Genomic DNA, 23,475 nt, shown 5'->3' with positions numbered 1-23,475 from the left:
ACCTTCAATTCCTCTCCCACTCCCCCACTCCCCCACTCTCCCACTCCCGCTAAACATACAAATTAAATGCGTAGCAGCTTAATTCTTCTCCTCTGCGTAACTCTGCGCTTACCTTTGCGTCCTTTGCGTTAAAAAAAAGGTCAGTTACCTGTAAATAGACTCAGCAGAAATCTAAACACCAACACACTTAAAAATGTTATCGCCATCACAAAAAGAATTAATCCAACTAACAACAGAATGATAAATACCCTATCTACCTTTTTACTAGGTATAGGCGAAGCTAAGTGAGATTCCAGCAGAGAGATGTTTTTAACATTGGCTTTCCAGCTAGCATCAAATAAATCTCCTAGCACTGGTACAGAACCTAGCATGGTATCTAAAAGAATGTTGTATACCATTCGCAGCAAAGCTTCTCGCGGCACGCCTAATTGAGCAGATTCCAGGACAATGTAAGCGGATAGAAATGCTGAAATTGTATCTCCGCCGCCGGGGATTAATCCTAAGATAGGATCGATGCCTACGCGATAATTTGTACCGGGAATGGGAATGGCATTGTCGAGCAAATAGCTGATGCTGCGAAGGCGCTTTAAGGTGATAGCTTTAGAGTCATGGGAATTGGACATGGCTTTGAAAAGGAGAAAGGTAAAAGAGCAATTTTTTTAATTTTTTATGCGGCGGTGCATCGATTCTCCTACGCTAACATTTAACTGAGCGCCAAATAACATTACTAAAGAAGTTAAGTTTAGCCATAACATTAATACGATAAATGTGCCAACAGCACCATAGGCGGCGTTGTAATTGCCGAAGTTGGATACGTAAAGGCGAAAGAAAGCTGATAAAATAACCCAAGAGACGGCGGCGACGATCGCACCGGGCATAATCGGCATTCCCTGTGCCCAGCGGCTGGGGCCGTAGCGATAGATAAAGGCGATCGCAGATGCAATAATTACTAAAGCTGTAGGCCAACTCAAAAGCCGCCAAATCGATAGCAGTCCTGGCTCCAGGTTACCAGTTTGGCGGGCCACCATCTGTACAATCAGGTCGCTGATAAAAACTAGGAACGATGCTGCGATCAGTAGTAAAATTGTACCGATCGTGAGAGCAAGAGAAACTAATTTGGCTTTCCAAAAGGGTCGCTTCTGCTCTGGAGAAATTTGATTGATTTGATCGAGGGCTTCCATAGCGGCACTCAGCGCTCCAGAGGCTGTCCACAGGGCTACAATAAAGCTGAGGGAAAATAGCCCTTTGTTTTGGCTGAGGCTGATAGTATCTGTAAAACCTTTAATCAGGAATAGAGCTTCTTTAGGGGCAATGCTACCTAATTGTGTAGCAAGATATTTAAAGGTAGATTGTAACGATTCAAACAACCCGATCGCGGTCAGGAGCGCCAAAATGGATGGAAACAGGGCTAACATGGCGTTGTAAGTCATTTCCGCCGCAAGTCCGGGAAACCGTCGTTGTCCGGCACGCTGGAGAGTTTTCTTGAGGGTTCGCCAATTTAAGTGCCGAAAAAAACGAAAAAAACGGGCAAGTAGCATATTTTTATAGTGAGTAAATCTAATAACTAAGAAATAACAAATGAACAACGATGTAAAGCAATGGATAGGGGAAATACAGGCGCTGCGACAGCAAGTGGCGGAAGCTCAAAGCGATCGCGATGCTGCCTTAGATAGCGCTGCCCACTGGAGTCAACTTTATAATACCGAAGCTCAGCAACGCCGTGCTGAGGCTAAGGTATCACAGCAAATTATAGAAACGCTCAAGGCCGAAATCCACCAACTTAAGGCTGATATTGTTGGAAAATTCAATGAAGCTAAAGGTGTGTCTGCTACTGGCCAAGGAGTAGAACAGCATCAAAGTATCGGGGAATTAAAGCAGAAACTGTTAGAAGTACTGATCGAGCGCGATCGCACCGCTCAAGCTTTGAAAGCAGAACAAGAGGCGCACGATCGCACACGCCAAAGCTTAACTACTGCTTTGGGCGATACGATCGATCTTTTAGCCAAACACCGAGGCACTAAGCCAGATGAGCTTAAAGCAACCCCGCCTGGTAGAGAAGCCATTAATCGCGCCTCTACTGACCGCGCCAAGCTGCCAGAATCTCCTAAAAACCCATCGCTTCAGCTACCGCCGACAAGACCGGCTCCACCCCGTCCTTGAACTGATTTCGACAGTGTTTAATCGCGGTGTCGGGGTCTTTGAGTCCGTTTCCCGTCAGGACGCAAACCACAGTTGCCCCGGTTGGGATCTGGTCTTTAACTTTCAGCATTCCAGCTACGGAAGCTGCACTGGCGGGTTCGCAGAAAATCCCTTCCTGGGAAGCTAACAGGCGATAAGCATCCAAAATTTCCTCATCTGTGACGGCTGCGAATGACCCAAGGCTTGCTTCTTGAGCTGCGATCGCTCTTTCCCAGTTTGCTGGGTTGCCGATCCGAATCGCCGTTGCGATCGTTTCTGGGTCTGCCACCGCCTTACCACTTACGATCGGAGCCGCGCCTGCGGCCTGAAATCCCATCATGCGAGGTAAGCTCAAGCATTTTCCCTCTTGATGGTATTGACAAAAACCCATCCAATATGCTGTAATATTTCCGGCATTTCCGACGGGGATACAGAGCCAGTCGGGTGCGTCACCCAGGGCATCTACCACCTCAAAAGCCGCTGTTTTCTGGCCTTCCAGTCGGTATGGATTGACTGAGTTTACCAATGTAACCGGGTAGCTTGCCGCCATTTCGCGCACAATTTCGAGCGCTCGATCGAAATTTCCTTTAATTGCCAGCACTTCTGCCCCGTAAAGCAAAGCTTGGGCTAACTTACCCAGGGCCACATAACCATCGGGGATCAGCACAAATGCCCTCATTCCACCGCGCCGCGCATAGGCAGCTGCTGAAGCCGAGGTATTGCCGGTGCTGGCACAGATAACTGCTTCGGCACCTGCTTCCTTAGCTTTAGAGATGGCCATAGTCATCCCCCGGTCTTTGAAACTGCCAGTGGGATTGAGGCCGTCAAACTTGACAAAAACTCGCACCTGTCTGCCAATCAGAGATGCTAGAGCCGGAATCGGAATCAGGGGGGTATTACCCTCCAGCAGAGTAATAACCGGCGTAGTTGAAGTTACTGGCAGATACGGACGGTACGCTTCGATCAGACCAGGCCAGCTTTTTAGCTTAGATTCAGCAGGATATAGACTTACAGTCACAACAGATAAATAACGGGAATTAAACTATATTCCGGGTATACCTTAGTTTAGCGTGGATAGTCTGAGCAAAATAACGATTTTTTGACATCCTCCCCAGAGAGCTTACGCTTCAGAGAATTGACTTTTCTAGTCCCTAGCCCCCTGACCCCTACTCCCCTTTTGACTTTTGACTTTTGACTTTTGACTTTTCTAGCAGCCCCTCAAAAAATTGACACAGGAAAACTTAACTTTGCTTAACATTCAGGGTAAAATGACCAAGTGGTGTGAGTAAGCACAAATGACTAGGCAACGAAAGATGTCAACTGGTTTATCTAGTACTTCCACATCCAACGTCCTGCTTTCGTTTCTCAAGAAGTCAGCAATATGTCTGTAGCACTAGCGAATCAAAACCACCTCATGCGGTCAAAGAAGTCTGTCTACCAAGCAGATCAGCAAATCAAGCTCTTGCATTTGGAGGCTGACGTAGAAAGTTTATTGCAGCAACTGCAATACCTCAAGCAGCAACGACTGACCTCAGATACCCAAGAAGTAGCCAGCTACGACGAAAATCTCAACTGATAGAAGCCGATAGCAGGCCCACTGCCTGCTTGAAGCAGCTTTAGCTCATTTTTTGGTAAAACATATCAGAAGCATCCCCTGCTACCGATGTATAGCAAAGTGCTGAGTGCTGAGTGCTGAGTGCTGAGTATAAACACAGTCTCCGCCTTGCTTTGAGCGTTTAATACTGTCCTAACCGATGTGACGGTGGCTATATAAATAGCAGGTGTTTCTCATGCGTCAATTAAATCAATCAACTTTACTGGCATTTGGAGACCTGTAAATTTATTCATGACTGCATCGACGATAAAACCCCAGAATTTGGCATTGACTCCCAACCCTTCGGAGCTGCGCCTCAGACATATTTTGAAAACTCTGCCGCACGATGTCTTCGTCAAGGATCGACGAAAAGCCTGGACATTAGTGATAATAAATGTTTTGCTGGTTTGCCTGGGCTATGTGAGCATCGCCTTTTCCCCGTGGTTTCTGCTGCCATTCTGTTGGATTTTCACGGGTACGGCTCTGACTGGTTTTTTTGTGATCGGTCATGACTGCGGCCATCGGTCTTTTGCTAACCGACGCTGGGTGAACGATTTGGTGGGTCATACGATGATGCTGCCTTTGATTTACCCTTTCCACAGCTGGCGCATATTGCACAACTATCACCACGCTCACACCAATAAGCTCGAAGAGGACAATGCTTGGGAACCCCTTAACCCAGAGGTTTATGCCGGTGCGGGACGCCCTTTGCAGTTGGCTTATGAGGCAATCCGAGGCTGGTTTTGGTGGGTGGGATCGATCGGGCATTGGGCAATTTTGCACTTTAATTGGGGGAAATTTGAGGGCAAACAGCGATCGCAAGTCAAGTTTTCGGCCCTGCTGGTGCTGATAACAGCTGCGATCGCTTTCCCAACCCTAATTGCCACCACTGGCATCTGGGGCTTCGTCAAGTTCTGGTTAGTACCCTGGTTGGTTTACCACTTCTGGATGAGTACTTTTACTCTGGTACACCACACCGCTCCTGATATTCCCTTCAAGCCAAATCACGAGTGGAATGAAGCTATGGCCCAGCTATCTGGAAGCGTCCACTGCGATTACCCCCGCTGGGTGGAATTTCTCTGCCACGATATCAATGTTCACGTCCCCCATCACATTTCTACCGCCATTCCTTCCTATAACCTGCGGATGGCTCATCGCAGCCTCAAAGAAAATTGGGGAGGCTACGTGCGGTCGCGGCGTTTCTCTTTGTCTTTAATGAAGGAGATTGTTGACAAGTGTCATTTGTATCATCCAGAGCAATGCTACCAGTCTTTCGATAGCTACCACTCTGCCAGCGTTAAAAGCGCTAAAACTGAAGACCTTACCCAGTAGGGTGCGTTAACGTAATTTAACGCACCCTCCAAAACTAAAAAAACGCCCAGATGCGTGAGCGGCTGGGCGTTTTAACCTATAGCTAGCGACTAGGGGTTAGGGGCTAGCGGCTAGCGTCAGAAGAGTTTAGAATCCGCCAACGTTTCAAGAATTAAGAATGTCTTAACCGCCCTAGCGGTTGCTATATTTCTAAAATTTATATGTGAATTAGCGACTTCATCGCCAGTACTCGCTACACTACTGCCAATACAACTTTTGAGTTTCGGAACAGTTTCGCATAATGCAACCGATACCCAAGCTAGAGCCCTCCCCCTCTCCTCTGAGCAGACGCCTGAACTATCATGATGTCTATAGTTGCCCCGTCTGTCGCTACGGGCAGATTTCCGTACTGACTCTCACAGAATCCTTTGCTTGTAACTTTTGCCGCCACATTTTCACGACTAATCTTCAGGATCAGTTGCTTATAATAGCTGATAGTTTGCAGCCAATGGCTTGGCGATGGACTGGTCGCAGTTGGAAAATAGCTCATCAGAAGGATTCTGACCTTACTTTAGTCGTTTGGCTGCTGGGAACGGCTTTAGTGATTTTCCCTACCCTGATAGTTGGGCTTTCTGCCTATATATTCCCCGCGGAAGATGGCAGTTACGGATCTTGGCTTCCCAAGTTTTGGATCGGCTTGACTTTCCTATCCCATCTCACTTTCGTAGTCTCGCTGCTGGCGGCAAATTATCAATTGCCTTTTTATACCATCTTGAAAATAAAGTTGCGGGAGTTTCTGGATCGTCAGCAGTAAGGTTGGCATTGCCCATCTTACTTTAGCAGTACTTGTTCGTAGAGTTGTCCGGCTCGTTCCCAAGTGTATTCTGTTTCTACAAGCGATCGCCCATTTCTCGATAACTCGGCTCGCAGTTCGGCGTCTTCAAATAAGCGGCTGATGGTGCTAACATATTCTTGGACTTGATTTGCTCGTAAGGCTCGTAAAGGTACGTCAAGAGTATCAACGGCGAGTCCTTCCAAACCGCGATCGCTTGCCACGATCGGCACTCCAGCAGCCATTCCTTCCAGGGTTTTGTTTTTAATTCCATAACCGGCACGCAGCGGAATCACACAAACCGTACTGGCGTGTAAGTATTCCGCCATTGAAGAAACTTTACCCGTAACGATAACTCCGTTGCGTTCCCCAAGGGCCAAAACTTCGGGTGTAGGACGTGCGCCAACAATGCTAAAAGTAGCCTCCGGGTAATTTTTTTGCAGTTCTGGCAATACCTCTATGGCAAAAAAACGAGCAGCATCGATATTGTGGGAAGCATCCATTGCACCAACAAATATTAATTTTTGTCCGCCGCAGTCGCTTGTACGATATGGGAATATTTCCAGATCTACTCCATTTGGAATTACCGGAATATCAGCTTGGGGAATAAATTTGAGGAATTGTTTCTTATCATCTTCCGTGGTGACTACAAGACTAGAAAATTTGCTGGAGTAGCGTTTTTCGTAGCGTTCTAAGATGAGGTGAAGGTAGAGGCGATCGCGCAAAGCATTCGGAGACGCCCCCATTTCCAAGTGGTCGCGAATCCACCCATAAACCGAACTGTGAATATCTACAACTGTCCTGACAGAGTTGCGAAATTTAGGACGAATGTAGATTTCATTGACGCTATGTTCGCAGGTGATAACATCGCATTTGCCAACTTGGACAAACTCATCTACCCAATTTTGAATTTCCGGCGAATAGCGATATAAAACATTAGGTGGCGTTGCTTTTATGACTGACTCGCTAAAGCGTGCAACTTTACCAACCAATCCTTCGATCCCACCTTGTTTCGGTTCTGGCGGTAGCGGAAAAATAACCAGATTGCTTACCCACTGACGGAGTTCTTCTACCTCCGCCTCTGTTACTCCCCCGTGGCGTTGTGTCACCAGCGTGATGTGATGACGCTGGTGCAGGTATTTCAGCAAGTTGAAGGTTCTGATTTCCGTTCCCCCTCGGCTGGGTGGATAGGGGAATGTAGAGGAAAGCATGAGAATATTCATACAAGTTACTCAAATAGAAGTCCTAATTCTACTGACTCCATAAACATTAGCCTATACCGATGTGGCCGCGTATTGCTTCTGTCCTGGAAACTGCCTTCACAAGAGTGTAGTACCAGGGAGGTCTGATTCATTCTTACCTGCAAGCCAGAGGCTAATTATGCAAAAATACATCTATCTTAAGTTAGTAGTTTTTATGCTGTGTCTATATTCTCAGTTTGACATTGTTAGTGTACTCGGATATAACTGTGTTAACAAACTGTATTTTTGGGGTAGTGTTGGCCAAAATGTTGGAGCGATCGCTTTATACCAAGCTACAGACAATAAACAGATAACCTGCTTTCTTAGACTTTTATGTTAATTTTTTTATGAATTAGAATCTCCAAAACCAAGCAATGACCTCATTCAATATGTACGATCTGGGTGCTTTAGAGAAAAATTTGTTTCAGCAAAAATTTGAGGTACGTTCCTTTTTAAGCCTTCATCCGAAATTATTTTTTCCCTTAGTAAAATTGGCTGGAAAAAACCCAATTCAAGCAGTAGGAAAAAACACTGAATTAGTTATAGAAGGATTTCCACGTTCGGCAAATAGTTTTTCTATAGGCGCGTTTCAATCTGCCCAAACTCGTCCAGTTGCATTGGCATCGCATTTACACGCTCCCGCTCAAATAATACGCGCTGTCCATCTTTCTATACCAACTTTAGTTTTGATAAGAAAACCTGTGGATGCCGTAGTTTCTCTTAGGTGTTTGGACTTAGAAATAAATGATTTAAATTCATACAGGAATCCAGCATTAGACATACCTTTAGAAAAGTATTTTAGTAACTGGATATCTTTTTACATTAGGATAATGCCGTATAGAGAGCGTTACCTTGTGGGTTTATTTGATGAAGTTACCCATAATTTTGGTAGGATAATTGAAAATATAAATCACCGTTTTGGTACGAATTTTGGTATTTTTGAACATATCAAACAAAACGTTCAAAAAGTTCATATTCAGCAAGGATTTCATTCTGGCCCTTCCAGAAAGCGTCAACTTTTAAAACAAATAGTTACACAAGAGCTAGAAGATGATAATATTAAGTTCATAGTCAAGAAAGCGAATGCTATATATCGCCAGTACGAGATATTCGCTGGTAAATAATTTTTAAATAAAATAGTTAAACGCTTAATATAAAAAGTTAGATAAAGGTGATGCAATGGAAACTAACGATCTGAAGTTCCTCCTAAAGTTGCTGGGTTGTCCTAATTATCGGTCATCCCTTTCTGCTGGCGTCTTCAAAGACTTTAAAGGCAAGGACAAAATTTGTCGAGACTTGGGCGATGAACGGGAATTGATAGACTTCTCCCGCGAAATTGCTTCTGTCAAAATTTTACCGCCCGGTCGTGCCTTGCTGAAAATAGACGCCTCTCAACTGCCGATCGCAGACAAAGAACTAAAGGTGCTGGAGAAAATAGGCAAAAGTCCCGGAAAAATCAAACCCAGTGAAATTACAGTTGTGAAAGCGGCTGAAAGAGCGGAAATATTAAAGAACCTCGCCGATCGCGGCTTGATTGAAGCTGAAAGGAAAGTCAAACGGACTAAAGCCGAGGTATGGCTGACTCAGCGAGGGTTGGAGTATTTGCGGGATGAGTACAACCCCAAGGGTTCTGCAACCATTAGTCTGGATTTACTGAAAAATTACCTGAGCTTTTTGCGAAAATGCCTCCGCGAAAACTCTGAAGTAGTATCGCCAGCACCAGCTACACCTACAGCTAAGCCAAGCGATGAGCAGATTTTACAGATAATTCGAGATTTAGATCGGGAACTGGGAACGGAAAATTATTTGCCAATTTTTCACTTGCGGCAGAAGTTACAACCGCCTCTGTCTAGGGAAGAATTAGATTGGGCGCTTTATCGTCTGGAAGAAAACGACCAGATTGAGTTGAGTACCTTGGCAGAGCCTCGTAACTATACAGCCGAACAACGTGAAGCTGGAATTTCCCAAGCAAGCGGTGGTTGGTTATTTTTCATTTCAGTTAGTTAAAATTTTCCCTATATTCAGCAGGTTAACTTTCAGCACAAGAGAGGGATAGGTATGGCAACAATCGATGATGTTATTAAACAATCGCTTAACCCATTTGACAATTTTGCTGCCCGTAATTTTTGGGAAAAGCCAAAGCCAGCACCTACTATTGAATCAATTCATCAAGAGCCACTTAGGCAAATCAAAAAAGCTTTGGATGACGTTACCCAAGATCGTGAAACTCGCACCCTTATTCTCTACGGTGACGCCGGATCTGGGAAAACTCACTTTCTCGGACGGCTCAAGGAAACACTTAATAATCAAGCTTTTTTTGCTTATATTGAACCATTTCCCCAAAGTGACTATATCTGGCGGCATATCTTACGCTACACAGTCGATAGCCTGGTTAATGCTCCAGCAGGACAAACAGATTCCCAATTAATTCTGTGGCTCAAAAGTTGCTTTTCTGCTATCGAAGATGCTTTACCAAGCGAGCAAAAGAATTTGATTGATAAGGTAAAAAACTTTTTTGTCAAACCCAAAGATGATGCTAGGGCCGATCGCCAACTTTTTATTGATATCCTCCGAAAAACCATTGGCACTAAAGGTTTTTACAATGCTAATGAATTTTTTGGCGTTCTTTATAACCTAACTAATCCAGAGTTAAGCTCTTTAGCTTGTGAGTGGTTGAAAGGAGATGACTTAGATGAGGAAGACCTCAAGAAGTTACAAGTCAAAAATTCTATTGATAGTGAAGAAAAGGCGCGTGGTATCTTAGGTAACTTTAGCAAAATATCTGCCCAAACTCAGCCGATCGTATTATGTTTTGATAATATAGATAGTATAGCCCGTTTAGATGGAGCTATCGATATACAAGCTTTATTTAGTGTTACTTCGGCGATTTATAATGCCAATTGGCAAGGATTATTAATTATCATCAGCGTCATTACGAGTACGTGGAATGACAATTATAAACGAGTTCAGCCTGCTGATTTGCATAGAATTACTATCAAGATTCCTCTGAAACGCATTACGTTGGATGAAGCCGAAGCTCTTTTAGCTACTCGCCTCGCTCCCTTGCACGAGGAAGCTCGGCCTAAACCTAATTCTACCATCTACCCAGTAACTAAAGAGGATCTAGAAAAAGAGTTTCCAGGTAAAAAAGCTCTACCCCGCAATGTACTGATGCTGGGGCAGCAGATATTTCAGACATACAAAAAAGGAATCATTGATAAAAATAATAATGGTGGCGGTAAAGGTGAGGATGACAAGGTTTTAGCAGCTTTAAAATTAATCTGGCAAGATGAATACAAAAAAGCTCAGGTAAAAATTATCAAAATTACCCTTTTAGCAGTACCGGAACTAATTCGGATGTTGGCAGAAGCATTAGCTGCCTTACAATTTCAGGGAATTAAACCTAAACTATTAAGCGGAAAGTACGCCAGTTATTCACTCAGTTATCAACAACCCGGTCAACAAAAACGGATAGGAATAGTCTGGACAGAAGACCCCAGCATGAATAGCTTTGTCCATCTGATGAATGCTTGCCAGAAAGTGATTCAACAAAATGCTTGTGAAAATCTGTACCTGATTCGTGCTGTTACCGTAGGGAACGCAAGACTTGCTGGATACCAAATATATCAACAAATTTTCACGGCTTCTCAACATCGCCACATTAAGGCAACTCTATCCTCTGTTCACTACTTAGCGGCATATCACAGTTTGGTTAATTCTGCACTTGCCAATGAATTAGTAGTCGCTGGCAAAACCGTCAGTTTAAAAGAATTAGAAGCACTAATTCGTGATGCGGAAATTTTGAATAATTGTAGTTTATTGAAGGAGTTAGGCATTGTGCAAAAAACAGACATTTCAACAGATCAAAATCTCGATTTTAAGGATGTTAGAGAGTTTTTGCTTAATGTGGTTCAAACCCAAGGATATTTGAGTAAGAATACTTTAAATAAGAATGCGATCGGTAAATTTTTCGATGTAAATAAAACTCAAGTTGAGCAATTAATTCAGCAGCTAATTAAGGAAAATAAAATTCAGCTTGTAAATCCTAGCGATCCACCAAACGACCATTTAGTCTGCTTTGTACCCAAAGTTTAGTAGCCAATGCCATATATAACAGAATCAGCTACAATAATAGCACTTATCACCAAATTATCATCTGCTAAAATACTTTGGGCAGATACAGAAGTTGCTGACTGGGATACAGCTTATCCCAGATTATCTTTGATTCAAGTGTTGGCAGATCCGAAGAATCTTAATGGCGATCGCGCTTATATTCTAGACGTATTGGATAAGTCTGATTTGGTAGCATATTTTGTTAATCAAATCATGGTAAATCCCCAAATAGAGAAGGTTTTTCACAACGCCAGCTTCGATCTGAGGTTTCTAGGTGGAAGCAAAGCACAGAATGTTACTTGTACCTTGAAGATGGCGAGGAAGATAACCAAAGATCGCCTTTCAGTTTCCAACCTAAAACTCAAAACTTTAGCAGCAGAACTTTGCCAATTTAGCAATGTAGACTCAGAGGAACAAGGAAGCGATTGGGGACGGCGACCTTTAACCGAGAAACAGTTAAAATATGCTAAATTCGATCCAGTTTATCTGGCTCACGTACATCGCCATTTATTAAAAAATCTTAACAAAAATAATTCTAATTTAGAGGATATGTCATCAATGCCGCGAAATGAAAAATCCGAACAAACTAGCTTTAGCGTAACTAATGTCAGAGTAGCTTTTGAATGTCCGCGTCTATTTTATTTGCACCATCATTTTGATGGGAAAACTTTGTTTGTGCCAGATGATCGCATCAAGGGAATTGGCACTGTATTTCATAAATTAGCAGAAAATTTTATTGGTATAGCTAAGAAAGAACCGCAATTTCAAGCTTTGTTTGAGCCGCCAGTTGAGCAGTTGAAAGTGGATGCGATCGCAACTCAAATGCAACAGCTATTTTATCAACTAGCATTTTTCCCTTATCTACAATCAGCTATTCAACAAGACTCAAATCAAGCGGCGGCGTTGCATCAAATCTGGCAGGGATTAACTAGATTGATTCGCCACTGGACTGAATTGCTTATTAAAAATAGACGCGATTGTCGTGCGGATGCTGTGATTTCCCGCACTTTGGTTACTGGAGAATTCAGCCTTGAGCATAACTTCACTTTGCCAGATGGTACGCAGCAAAGGTTAATCGGAAAACTTGATAGTTTAGTCTTCGATTTTGAGCAAAAGCGCCTCTGTGTGGTAGAGTATAAAACTTATGAGCCTGTCGATCCCTCCGCTCAATTAGCCCAGGTTTCTCTCTATAGCTATATGCTTAAAGAAAAGAAAAAAGTGCCTGTTGATTCGGCAGTTTACTGCGTTTTACCAGAGTTCAAAGAATATCGCTATTCTTGGGAACAGTTGGAAAAGACAGTACATCAAGTGATTCCTCATAAATTACAGCAAATGCGGGAATGGCTGAAATGGGAACCGCCTCATCCCAATCCGCCGCCACCAACACCCCAACCGCACCTTTGCGATATTTGTCCACAGCAGGAAAAGTGTCAGTCTTTTTTTGTTGTTGATAGCAGCCAATCTACATCATCTGAGAAAGTAGTAATTACTCCACAAGCTGAAAAAAAGAAGCCTGAAGCGACTAAAAAACCTTTACCTACTCCTAACGCAGATGCGATCGCAGAAAAGTTAGTAGCAACCCTCAAGTCTTTTGGTATTAGTGTTGATTACCAAGGGGCAGCGATCGGGCCAGCTTTCATCCGAGTTAGGCTCAAACCTCATCCGGGAGTAAGAGTTGCCTCCCTACTAAATAGATCTGCCGATCTACAGGTGCAACTAGAATTAGCCAATCCGCCGCTGATTGCACCGCAAGCTGGGTATGTCAGCGTCGATCTACCGCGATCCGATCGCCAAATAGCCAAAATTGAGGATTATATTCAGCGTCAACAATTGCCCTCAACAGCACCAGTGAAAATTGCGATCGGGGTGAATCTGGACGGACAATTACTAGAAGCTGATTTATCCGATCCGAATACTTGTCACTTTTTAGTTGGTGGGACGACTGGTAGCGGTAAGAGCGAATTTCTGCGAAGTCTTCTCCTCAGTCTACTCTGGCGTCACTCCCCCAAGCATCTGAAAATTGCCCTCGTCGATCCCAAGCGGGTAACTTTCCCAGAATTTGAGGGGATACCGTCGCTGTATGCACCCGTGGTTAAAGATAGCGATCGCGCGATCTCCCTCATGACTGACTTAGTAGCAGAAATGGAGCAGCGTTACCAGCTCTTTGAAGCTGCTGGGTGTGCCGATATCAGCGCTTACAATCAAAAAGCAACCAAACCCCTACCCCGCATTGTCTGCATTTTCGATGAATATGCTGACTTTATGGCGGAAAAAGAAATTCGCAATGCGCTAGAATCGAGCATCAAACGGCTAGGCGCTATGGCTCGAGCAGCTGGCATACACCTGATTGTGGCCACCCAACGTCCAGAAGCCAGAGTTGTCACCCCCTTAATCCGCTCTAACTTACCAGGAAGGGTTGCATTGCGTACCGCCAGTGAGGCAGACTCGATTATTGTGCTAGGTGGCGATCGAAAAGCAGCTGCCTACCTACTGGGTAAAGGTGATTTACTCTACCAAGCGGGATCGCATCTGCACCGATTACAAAGCTTGTTGGCTACAATTATCGAGTTGCCCCAAAGCTAGCATTCACCTGCCACAGAAGGCATCGTCAGACGATTCGTCTACCTCCGTAGGAATATTTTAGGAGCTAACGCCCTTTTGCCTTTTGTCTAAAAATATTAAATTTAATTAAGCGTTTCCATTTTAGAATCGCTATGGTATCCAGATCGACTTTGCTAAGTAGGGCGTCATTCTTGAGAGGACTGAACGAATGGGTTATATCATTTCAACTGCCAACATGAAAGGCGGCGTCGGTAAGACGACCCTCACCGTAAACTTGGCCGCTAGTTTGGTGAAAGATTTTGGTAAGCGGGTTTTGGTGGTCGATTTAGACAATCAAATCAGTGCGACTCTGAGTTTGATGTCTCCGCAAGACTTTTCCAAACGCCGCAGAGACAAACGGACACTGAGACATTTGGTAAACAAGGCAATTAAACCGGATATTAAGCTAACAATACCCATTCAGGATGTAATTTGCCCCTACGTCTGTTCGCTGAAGGATCTAGATTTATTGCCAGGAGATCTTGACCTCTATGATGAATTTTTGGTATCTGAAATGCTCTATGAAAAAGCCATTAAAGGAGGTCAGCCCAACTTTGAACAAATTTGGATTCGCTTTGAAAGAAGACTGGTACAACATATTTTAAGCCCGGTCATTAAAGACTATGATTTTATCATCCTTGATTGTGCGCCCGGTTATAATCTCTTAACTCGTAGCGGTCTTCTGGCTAGCGATTTTTATATATTACCCGCTAAGCCAGAACCTTTATCCGTCATTGGTATTCAATTGCTAGAAAGACGGCTAGCTCAACAAAGAGAGATTCATAAAGACGATCCAGTTAATATTCAGTTGCTGGGAATTGTCTTCACAATGTCAGGTAGTCTGCTGACGGGAAGGTATTACCAGCAGGTGATGCGGCGAGTTAATGAAGATTACAGCGCTACAAAATTATTCAAAACTCGCATCCCAGTTGATGTTAGTGTCTCCAAAGCAGTTGACACTTTCATGCCTGTTGTGCTATCCAATCCTCAATCGCCTGGTAGTAAAGCTTTCACGCAGTTAACGCAAGAATTCTTACAGAAAATCAGCGTTATTAGTACTGTCAAGCAAAACCCAGCCAAGTTTGATTTGGGAGAGTGAAGGGAAAGTCAAAAGTCAAAAGTCAAAAGTCAAAAGAAAATAGGGCTTACGCAAAAACCAAGGTTTTTGCGTAAGCCCCCCAGATTTGGGGGGCTAGGGGGGAGAAAAGCGTAAGTGCTAGAAAATAGGGCTATGGGCTATGCCCATTTTGACTTTTGACTTTTGACTTTTGACTTCTTCAGGCTAGTGCGGGAATGCAACGATCGCACAACAGGGGATGTTCGTGGGATTTGCCTACATAAAGCGAGTAGTTCCAGCAGCGATCGCATTTTTCCCCTGACGCCTTCACCACACCCACAGTCAAACCGTCAGACTCTCCTTTGTACTCCAATCCAGACAAAGCTTCTGGCGATTCCAACAGTTCTACCTGAGAAGAAATAAACAGGTAACGCAACTCATCCACGCCCTGATTGAGTGCTTCGGATGCGGTGCTGAGTGCTGAGTCGGGAGTGGGGAGTTCTATCTCAGTAGTTACTGAAGTGCCAACCGCTGGTTGTACAATAGGTGTTTGTCTTGAAGCAGTTTTGCCAACAACCTCTTCTTTAAAAGATTGAATTTCAGCGAACAACTCTTGGCGATCGGTTGCATTGATCAATTTCCCACTAGCAAAACGCAGACAGTATACAAACCCAACGATTGTAAACAAGGGTTCTAGCAGAGGGAGACGATTTATAGCATCCATCGTCGCACCCGTTACATAAAGTGCGCCTGCCACTGCCACAATTAAGCTAAGTAGTGTCAGCGGTTTTTGGTTGTTTTGCAGAAATCCGCCCAGATTATCGAACCAATCAGATAAAACAACCGAAAAATCCGTCAATAACGTTTGCAACTCTTGGTAGGATGTTTCTTTTCTTGTTACCTGTATGGGGATATCGACTTCTTCAACTTCAACGGCTAATGGCTGACTTTCAGGATTCAAAACCTGCAAGCGTTGGCGTAACTCGTCGTCAGCGACGTAAAGCAACACTTTGGCTTCCAGAGAAGATCCGATCGTGTCACCTTTTCGCGCTTGTTCCATTACCTTATTAACTTCCCCGCGCATTTGCCGCAATTGTTGCCAAAATGCAGCGAGTTCGGGGTTTTTCCAACGCGCATCTAATTTGACCCAACCGGATTCAAATACAGATTTGTAGGGTGTTGGATAAGGAATATACTGCCAGATATCTTCTGCTGTATGGCATAGAACGGGTGCGATCGCACGTGCCAAATTTTCCACAGCAATAGCCAATACCGTTTGGCAGCTACGACGCCGGAAAGCATTCGCAGCACTGATATAAAGCCGATCTTTGGCAATATCCAAATAAAAATTGGATAAATCGACGACGCAGAAATTCTGCACTGTTTGGAAGAATCGGAAGAATTGGAAACTATTCATAGCTTCCGTCACTTCCTCGAATACTTCAGTCATTCGGTGCAGCATATAGCGATCGAGTTCCGGCAGATTTTCGTAAGGAACGGCGTCTTTTGCTGGATCGAAATCGTGCAAATTCCCCAACAAGAAACGAGCTGTATTGCGGATTTTATTCCTCACATCCCCCATCTGCTTGAGGATGTTTTTGCTGATAGGAACATCGGCAGAGTAATCTACCGAAGACACCCACAAGCGCAACACATCCGCGCCATAAGGTGGTTCCTCTTTTTGATTTTTACCGCCCTCAATTACCATCGCTGGGTCAATTACATTACCCAGGGACTTACTCATTTTGCGACCTTGTTCGTCCAAGGTAAAACCGTGAGTCAACACTGTTTTATAGGGAGCTATACCATTAGTCGCTACACTTGTCAATAAACTGGATTGAAACCAACCCCGGTGCTGATCGGACCCTTCCAGATACATATCGGCTGGGTAGTGCAATCCGGGCCGCTGTTTGGCCACGGCTGCCCAAGACGAACCGGAGTCAAACCAGACATCCATCGTATCGGTGCCTTTGCGGTAAGTGCGATCGCTATTGTGGTATTTTTGGGGCAGCAGTTCTTCTACCGAGAGTTCCCACCAAGCGTCAGAGCCTTTTTCGGCCACAATTGCTTGGACGTGAGCGATCGTTTCCGCAGTCAGCAGCGGTTCGCCCGTTTCTTCATCGTAGAAAACGGGAATGGGGACGCCCCAACTGCGCTGACGGGAGATGCACCAATCCGATCGTTCTGCCACCATTGGAGTGATACGGTTTTGGCCTTGGGGAGGAATCCATTTTACGGATGCGATCGCATTTAGCGCCTCTTCCCGAAATCCTTCCACGGAAGCAAACCATTGTTCTGTGGCCCGAAATATTGTCGGCTTTTTCGTGCGCCAATCGTAAGGATACTTGTGGACGTAGGGTTCTTCCTTCAGCAAAGCACCCGCATTTGCCAAAGCTTGAATCACTGCTGTATTCCCTTCACCCAGCACATTCAAGCCAGCAAATTCGCCTGCTTCTTTAGTGAAATTGCCATCATCATCAACTGGCGCGAGGATAGGCAAATTATAACGCCGACCTACCTGATAATCTTCTTGACCGTGACCGGGTGCTGTGTGAACCAATCCCGTACCCGAATCGGTGGTAACATAGTCTCCGCCGATGACGATCGGACTTTCGCGATCGAACAGCGGATGACGATAAATAGAACCCTCCAAAGATTTCCCAGATCCCGTCGCCTTCACCGTCAGGTTAACTCCCAGAGTAGCCGACAACCGCTCTACCAAATCTGCCGCGACGATCAGGTATTTAAAAGTGCTGAGTGCTGAGTCCTGAGTGCTGAGTGAAGGTTTGTTGTCTGTTTCCGACTTTTGATTTTGAGGATCTACAAGAGGTTTCTCTACCTCCACCACTGCATAAGTGAGGTTTGGATTGACGGCGACTGCCAGATTTCCCGGTATTGTCCAGGGAGTTGTCGTCCAGATAGCTACCCCCAATTCTGGCAAGTATGGTTCCAAAGCCGATTCTAATGGCGCAGACAAACTGACGATCTCGAAAGCTGCGTAGATGCTGCGCGAGGTGTGAGTAGGGCGACCTTGAGCATCTTCAGGATATTCTAATTCTGCTTCTGCCAGTGCGGTTTTGGAACTGGGACTCCAATGAACCGGCTTCAAACCCCGATAGATGTAGCCTTTCAGCACCATTTCACCGAAAACGCCGATTTGCGCCGCTTCATATTCTGGATTCAAAGTCAGATAAGGATGATCCCAATCACCCCAGACGCCATAGCGCTTAAATGCTTCGCGTTGCTGTTCCACCGTTTTGAGGGCGAAGTCTCTTGCTTTGCGGCGCAGTTCCAGGGGTGTGAGGTTTTGCCGTTCGGCTGATTTCATGTCCTGCAAAACTTTAAGTTCGATCGGCAATCCGTGACAATCCCAACCAGGAACGTAGCGAACCTTGCGTCCTTGCAGCAGCTGATACTTATTGATAATGTCTTTGAGAGTCTTATTCAGGGCGTGACCGATGTGCAGCGCCCCGTTGGCATAAGGTGGCCCGTCGTGCAAAACAAAGATATCGCCGGGATTGTTTTGCGACAGTTTTTCGTAAATCTGATTTTGGGCCCAAAATTTTTGCAGTTCGGGTTCCCGCACGATCGCGTTCGCCCGCATATCAAACTTTGTCTTGGGCAGATTAACGGTGTCTTTATAAGTTTTCGATTCTGTCACAATCTCTTGCCGAAAAATGATTAAAGGACAAAAAATAAAGGCTAGGGAAGAGGGGCTAGGGGCTAGGGAAGAGGGGAATTTTAGATTTTAAATCTTAGATTTTATTTCAATTTGAAATCTGAAATCTAAAATCTTCCCTTTTCCCATGTCCTGTTTCTAGCCCACTTTATCTGGAGGCGAACTCGGCTGATTCTTCGCTTGTGCGTCTTCTACAGCTTCTTCCACCAGTTCGGGATCGGGTGGATTTGGTCGCTTGAGTCCAAATAAGTCATCTTTTTTGGCAGACTCCGATGCAGATACTTCAGCCGCCTTTGATGTTACTTCTGGAGTTGGAACGACTTCTACAGTTGTAATGATATCAACAGCCGATGATTTTCGATCCGCAGGCTCATCTACTACCAGTGGTTTTGTGGGTGGAGATAATTCTACCCCTGGGTCGATGTTTTCTACGGAAGTAAATGATTGTGTCGGCTTAACTTCCGGGTATATTTTAACCGTTTCAGTTGTGGTAATTGGTGGGGCAGCTTCTTTAGTTGCGGCGACAGGAGTAGCAGACTTTGGGGTCGCTGGAGTCGGCTTAACTTTAGGCTTCTTTGCCGCATCCAACCTTGCCATCACTTGCGTTTTAGCAGTGGCGAACAAATCGGCCAGCTTTTGGGGCAGATCGGAAATCCCGGCAGGAAGGGATACTTTTGAGAGCTTTGACTGTACGTTGTCTTTGAGAGACTCTGCTTGGACTCTAATCGTTTGTGCCGCCTCTTCCTGACTCGGTAAATCTGTCTGCTGTGCTGCTGGGGTGAGTTCCCGCCGCAACGTCAGGGTTTGCCAACCAAACCAACCCAACAAGGCGACGCCAGCTATTTGCCCCACCAGGACACCGCCAGTAATGCGTCCAGCACAGACCCATAACATCAGGGCGTAAAATAATCCGAGCCCACTCCAATAAAAATCACTTTTGCGGTGGACTTCTGGTACGAAGAAAGCGGCAAGATAAACGCCAAGGCTACCAAGTCCGACAGCCAGTGCCAAGATGTATGCAAGCATATCGCTGCTCTACTCATCAAAGGAAAATTGTATCAAATTGTCTTGTATCTTTGAAAAAATCTCTACGATTCAATCAGTTTTAGCAATAATTAAGAGGTTAGCATCTTGTCAGAGTGAATTTGTAAACTTTTTCTGCTTTGGGGAAACTGCGCTAAAAACAGGAGTTTGGTGATGGGATTCAAGATTTTCAGTCCGGCGACCATACTTGTGGCGATCGCTTCTATGGGCTTGTCAGGCCCAGTATACGCTCAAACGGCCATAGAAGCGATCGCCCTTAGTGCGGTTTCCCCTGACGCATCAAAGTCGGCAGATGCGATCGCTGCTTTACGTGCCAAAGGGCCAAACGGGTTGCAGGCATTTTTAGAGGTTTATGGAGATGAGTTGAAACGCGATCGAGCCAATCCAGCTATATCATCTTCACAATCGAGACTAAATGCAATGCTGGATACCATCTGCCAACAGCGAGACTGCTATGAATCTCGCTTGTATTGGTATACAGATTTGGAACAAGCAAAGGCACAAGCAAAAGCAGAAGGCAAACCGATCCTCTCGTTGCGCTTGTTGGGCAGACTGGATGAAGAATACAGTTGCGCCAACAGTCGGTTTTTCCGCATTGCCTTGTATCCTAACGCCGAAGTTTCCAAGCTGTTGCGCGATCGCTTTATCTTACACTGGCAATCGGTACGTCCCGTTCCCAAAGTGACGATCGACTTTGGCGACGGACGACAGATGCAACGCACGCTTACCGGCAATAGCATTCATTACATTCTAGATGCCGAGGGAAGACCTATAGACGCCCTGCCGGGACTGTATGGCCCAAAAGCTTTCCAGCGACAATTAGAGCAAGCCGAGAAAACAGTCAAAGAATCCTCTAGACTGACAGACTCCCAGCGCGATGAGTTTTTGCGTCAGTATTATCGATCGCGCCTTGCCGAAATAGAGGGAAACTGGGCAGCAGATCTATCAAAGCTGGGCATCTCATTACCGCTCGGCAGGGTTGAAAATCCTCAGCCTTCAAATAATGTACCCACAGCAGAACAAGCCGGTCAAGTAGCGATCAGTAAATCTAGAGTCGAAATCCCGATCGTTCGCGCCATCTCCCCAGTGCGTACAGCCCTGGAAAACGCCACCGATGACTCTATGTGGGCGAAACTTGCCGAACTCCACGCAGAAGAAGCCCGCCTCGATATTAACAGCCAAACACTAATGCGCCGGAAAAACCCGATCGCCTATCAAGTTGACGAATCACTCCAACGTACTGTCCGCAACTTCGAGCGTCTGATCGCCGCCGACACAGTTCGCAACGAATACTCCCTCCACACCAAACTATACCAATGGTTCGCCGAAGGCGTCAGCACCAAAGACGTTCAAACCTTAAACGAACGGGTGTATGCAGAATTATTCCTCACACCCAGTTCCGATCCCTGGTTAGGACTTTTCCCCAGCGACGCTTACACTGCGATCGAAAATGATGGAATTGGCAGAAGAAATTAGGGGCTAGGGGCTAAAAAAGTCAAAAGTCAAAAGTCAAAAGTCAAAAGTCAAAATGATCGTGGGGCAGAGGGCTAGAGAGGCTAACTGTGATTTTGAACACAGATTCCTCTATCCCTGCATCCGCGCCTATCCGTGTCGTGTAGAGGAAGATAGGAAAAAGGAAAAGATTTCAGATTTTAAATAGAAATAAAATCTTAAATCTCAAATCTCAAATCTCAAATCTCAAATCTCAAATCTCAAATGGGCTACCCTGAAGGGTAATTAACCCTACAAAAAGTAAGCAACAAGTTTTATGGCACTACAAAGCTTTGGTGTGATTGGTTTAGCCGTCATGGGTGAAAACTTGGCGCTGAATGTAGAGCGCAATGGTTTTCCAATTGCTGTATACAATCGCACAAAAGAAAAAACTGACGCCTTCATGGCAACACGCGCCCAAGGTAAAAATGTCGTAGCCACCTATAGCATTGAGGACTTTGTAAAATCCTTGGAACGCCCCCGCAAAATCCTCATTATGGTGCAAGCGGGTAAACCAGTGGATGCAGTGATTGGTCAGCTCAGTCCCCTGTTAGAAGAAGGCGATATTATTATCGACGGCGGTAACTCCTTGTTTGAAGATACTGCCCGCCGCACCCGCGAATTAGAGCCAGCTGGGTTTAGGTTTATCGGTATGGGCGTCAGCGGTGGTGAAGAAGGGGCGCTGAATGGCCCCAGCTTGATGCCGGGAGGAACGACAAGCTCTTACGAGTATTTAGAGCCAATTTTGACCAAAATTGCGGCTCAAGTGGATGATGGCCCCTGCGTGACCTACATCGGCCCCGGTGGAGCCGGTCATTATGTCAAGATGGTGCATAACGGCATTGAGTATGGCGATATGCAGCTGATTGCAGAAGCTTATGACTTGCTCAAAAATGCGGCGGGACTCGATCATAAGCAACTGCACGAAGTTTTTGCCGAATGGAATACTACCGACGAACTCAATTCGTTTTTGATTGAGATTACAGCGGATATCTTTAACTACATAGATCCAGAAATAAATCAACCCCTGGTTGAGATGATTATGGATGCGGCGGGGCAGAAGGGAACAGGACGCTGGACAGTACAAAGTGCTTTAGAACTGGGTGTCTCTATTCCGACGATGACGGCGGCGGTGAATGCCCGGATTATTTCTTCTTATAAGAAGGAACGGGTCGCTGCTTCCGAAATTTTAACTGGCCCTTCTGGAAAATATGAAGGAGATCCCAAAATCTTTGTTAAGCAAATTCGCGATGCTCTCTACTGTTCAAAAATCTGTTCTTACGCGCAGGGAATGGCTTTATTGAGTTCGGCGTCGAAGGCTTATTCATATAACCTTAACCTGAGTGAAATTGCCCGGATTTGGAAGGGTGGTTGTATTATTCGGGCGGGGTTCTTGAATAAGATTAAAGATGCCTTTAAGGAGAATCCAAACTTGCCGAATATGCTGTTAGCGCCTGAGTTTACGCAGACGATTTTGGATCGGCAATCAGCATGGCGGGAAGTGTTGTCACAAGCCGCAAAACTGGGTATTCCAGTTCCGGCGTTTAGTGCGTCGTTGGATTATTTTGATAGTTACCGACGCGCACGCTTACCCCAAAACCTCACCCAAGCACAACGCGACTACTTCGGTGCCCATACTTATGAGCGCCTTGACAAAGCAGGTTCCTTCCACACCGAATGGACTAAGGCTGCTGAGGATTCCGTCCAAACTTCTACACCTCGTCCTCTTCAAGCCCAAGATCCAGCAACTGCTGTTCGCACTACAGGTGGTGCTGAATAAAGTTATAGGGTGGGCAATGCCCACCCTAGTTTTGTTTTATACCAAAAGGTGATTAAAGTGCGTCGCCTTATTTAACTGATAAGCTGCTACGCAGCTAAACCGGACAAATAGCATTAAGCTGTCGCGCATTTAACTTGTATAATTTGGAGGCTGAAACTCAGGTGTAAGTAGGTAGGCGGGATTAAACTTCACTATGTAACAGTATGTAAACAAGGTCAACTTAGCTGCGGTCGTGCATTATGGATACTGTACTATCGTTTATATAGTTGCGTTTTACAGAGCCGACCTACTTAGCCTAGAATGGGTTTACAAATTAGGTGCGTAGCAGCTTACCTTTGTTTTTGATTTTTCTATACCATTTAATCTGGAATTCGCCTTTGACAAATTAACTGTCCACTGATAAGCTTAACTCAAGCACTCAAGCTAGTAATTTTTATCAGTATACTCACGATACTTGGTAACGTCCTGGGAAATGTGACGCTGAATTAGGCAGAGACTCAACAGACATTACTTGTATGTATCTTCCTTAATCTGTACCAAATTAACAATTAACT

At 45.1% G+C, this 23,475-nt stretch carries 17 protein-coding genes; 11 read left to right on the top strand and 6 right to left on the bottom strand.

Annotated elements, in window-relative coordinates; all coding sequences use genetic code 11:
• Window positions 1-140 precede the first annotated feature (140 nt).
• Both LAY57_RS03300 and LAY57_RS03295 read right to left on the bottom strand, forming a co-directional pair.
• Window positions 141-623, bottom strand: coding sequence for a DUF4112 domain-containing protein (locus LAY57_RS03300; RefSeq protein WP_249064872.1), 483 nt, complete (start codon window positions 621-623; stop codon window positions 141-143).
• Window positions 624-659: 36 nt separating this feature from the next.
• Window positions 660-1,538, bottom strand: coding sequence for a YihY/virulence factor BrkB family protein (locus tag LAY57_RS03295; RefSeq protein WP_249064871.1), 879 nt, complete (start codon window positions 1,536-1,538; stop codon window positions 660-662).
• Between the two features lie 40 nt (window positions 1,539-1,578).
• On the opposite strand from LAY57_RS03295, the gene LAY57_RS03290 reads away from it, so the two are divergent.
• Window positions 1,579-2,160 (top strand): hypothetical protein, encoded by a 582-nt coding sequence (locus LAY57_RS03290; protein ID WP_249064870.1) that lies wholly within the window; start codon window positions 1,579-1,581, stop codon window positions 2,158-2,160.
• Here the strand turns inward: LAY57_RS03290 and thrC are convergent.
• On the bottom strand, window positions 2,105-3,196 hold the full coding sequence (thrC, locus tag LAY57_RS03285; protein ID WP_249064869.1) for a threonine synthase: 1,092 nt from the start codon (window positions 3,194-3,196) through the stop codon (window positions 2,105-2,107). The genes LAY57_RS03290 and thrC overlap by 56 nt on opposite strands.
• A 363-nt stretch (window positions 3,197-3,559) precedes the next feature.
• Between thrC and LAY57_RS03280 the strand changes: the two genes are divergently transcribed.
• The 3 genes from LAY57_RS03280 (at window position 3,560) to LAY57_RS03270 (ending at window position 5,897) form a co-directional block, all read left to right on the top strand.
• Entirely contained in the window at window positions 3,560-3,754 is a 195-nt protein-coding gene (locus LAY57_RS03280) for a hypothetical protein (RefSeq protein WP_249064868.1), read from the top strand.
• Between the two features lie 270 nt (window positions 3,755-4,024).
• Window positions 4,025-5,104 carry a fatty acid desaturase gene (locus LAY57_RS03275; RefSeq protein ID WP_249064867.1) on the top strand — a complete coding sequence of 360 codons (1,080 nt, stop codon included), beginning with the start codon at window positions 4,025-4,027 and terminating at the stop codon, window positions 5,102-5,104.
• A gap of 280 nt (window positions 5,105-5,384) precedes the next feature.
• Window positions 5,385-5,897, top strand: a complete 513-nt coding sequence (locus LAY57_RS03270) for a hypothetical protein (protein WP_249064866.1) — start codon at window positions 5,385-5,387, stop codon at window positions 5,895-5,897.
• 17 nt (window positions 5,898-5,914) lie between these two features.
• Here LAY57_RS03270 and LAY57_RS03265 read toward each other — a convergent pair whose 3' ends face one another.
• Entirely contained in the window at window positions 5,915-7,138 is a 1,224-nt protein-coding gene (locus LAY57_RS03265) for a glycosyltransferase family 4 protein (RefSeq protein WP_249064865.1), read from the bottom strand.
• A gap of 392 nt (window positions 7,139-7,530) precedes the next feature.
• Here LAY57_RS03265 and LAY57_RS03260 point away from each other — a divergent pair, with 392 nt between their 5' ends.
• From LAY57_RS03260 to LAY57_RS03240, 5 genes are all read left to right on the top strand, one after another.
• Window positions 7,531-8,280, top strand: coding sequence for a hypothetical protein (locus tag LAY57_RS03260; RefSeq protein ID WP_249064864.1), 750 nt, complete (start codon window positions 7,531-7,533; stop codon window positions 8,278-8,280).
• A 55-nt stretch (window positions 8,281-8,335) separates the two neighbouring features.
• Complete coding sequence (locus tag LAY57_RS03255) at window positions 8,336-9,163, top strand: transcription factor RcaD (RefSeq protein WP_249064863.1); 828 nt, start codon at window positions 8,336-8,338, stop codon at window positions 9,161-9,163.
• Between the two features lie 51 nt (window positions 9,164-9,214).
• Window positions 9,215-11,251, top strand: coding sequence for an ATP-binding protein (locus LAY57_RS03250; protein WP_249064862.1), 2,037 nt, complete (start codon window positions 9,215-9,217; stop codon window positions 11,249-11,251).
• Between the two features lie 6 nt (window positions 11,252-11,257).
• Window positions 11,258-13,852, top strand: a complete 2,595-nt coding sequence (locus tag LAY57_RS03245; RefSeq protein WP_249064861.1) for a DNA translocase FtsK — start codon at window positions 11,258-11,260, stop codon at window positions 13,850-13,852.
• A 187-nt stretch (window positions 13,853-14,039) separates the two neighbouring features.
• Window positions 14,040-14,969: a ParA family protein gene (locus LAY57_RS03240; protein ID WP_249064860.1), complete on the top strand. Its 930-nt coding sequence runs from the start codon at window positions 14,040-14,042 to the stop codon at window positions 14,967-14,969.
• A gap of 178 nt (window positions 14,970-15,147) precedes the next feature.
• Here the strand turns inward: LAY57_RS03240 and ileS are convergent, their stop codons facing one another.
• Both ileS and LAY57_RS03230 read right to left on the bottom strand, forming a co-directional pair.
• On the bottom strand, window positions 15,148-18,588 hold the full coding sequence (gene ileS / locus LAY57_RS03235) for an isoleucine--tRNA ligase (protein ID WP_249064859.1): 3,441 nt from the start codon (window positions 18,586-18,588) through the stop codon (window positions 15,148-15,150).
• A gap of 156 nt (window positions 18,589-18,744) precedes the next feature.
• Window positions 18,745-19,632, bottom strand: a complete 888-nt coding sequence (locus LAY57_RS03230) for a Ycf66 family protein (RefSeq protein WP_249064858.1) — start codon at window positions 19,630-19,632, stop codon at window positions 18,745-18,747.
• A gap of 171 nt (window positions 19,633-19,803) precedes the next feature.
• Between LAY57_RS03230 and LAY57_RS03225 the strand changes: the two genes are divergently transcribed.
• Complete coding sequence (locus LAY57_RS03225; protein WP_249064857.1) at window positions 19,804-21,126, top strand: thioredoxin domain-containing protein; 1,323 nt, start codon at window positions 19,804-19,806, stop codon at window positions 21,124-21,126.
• A gap of 292 nt (window positions 21,127-21,418) precedes the next feature.
• Window positions 21,419-22,921, top strand: coding sequence for an NADP-dependent phosphogluconate dehydrogenase (gene gnd, locus LAY57_RS03220; RefSeq protein WP_249064856.1), 1,503 nt, complete (start codon window positions 21,419-21,421; stop codon window positions 22,919-22,921).
• The last annotated feature ends 554 nt before the right edge of the window (window positions 22,922-23,475 follow it).

Source organism: Argonema antarcticum A004/B2, assembly GCF_023333585.1.
Taxonomy (GTDB): Bacteria; Cyanobacteriota; Cyanobacteriia; order Cyanobacteriales; family Aerosakkonemataceae; genus Argonema; species Argonema antarcticum.
The sequence above is the reverse complement of the archived record's forward strand: the minus strand, read 5'-3'. Positions and strand labels throughout refer to the sequence as shown.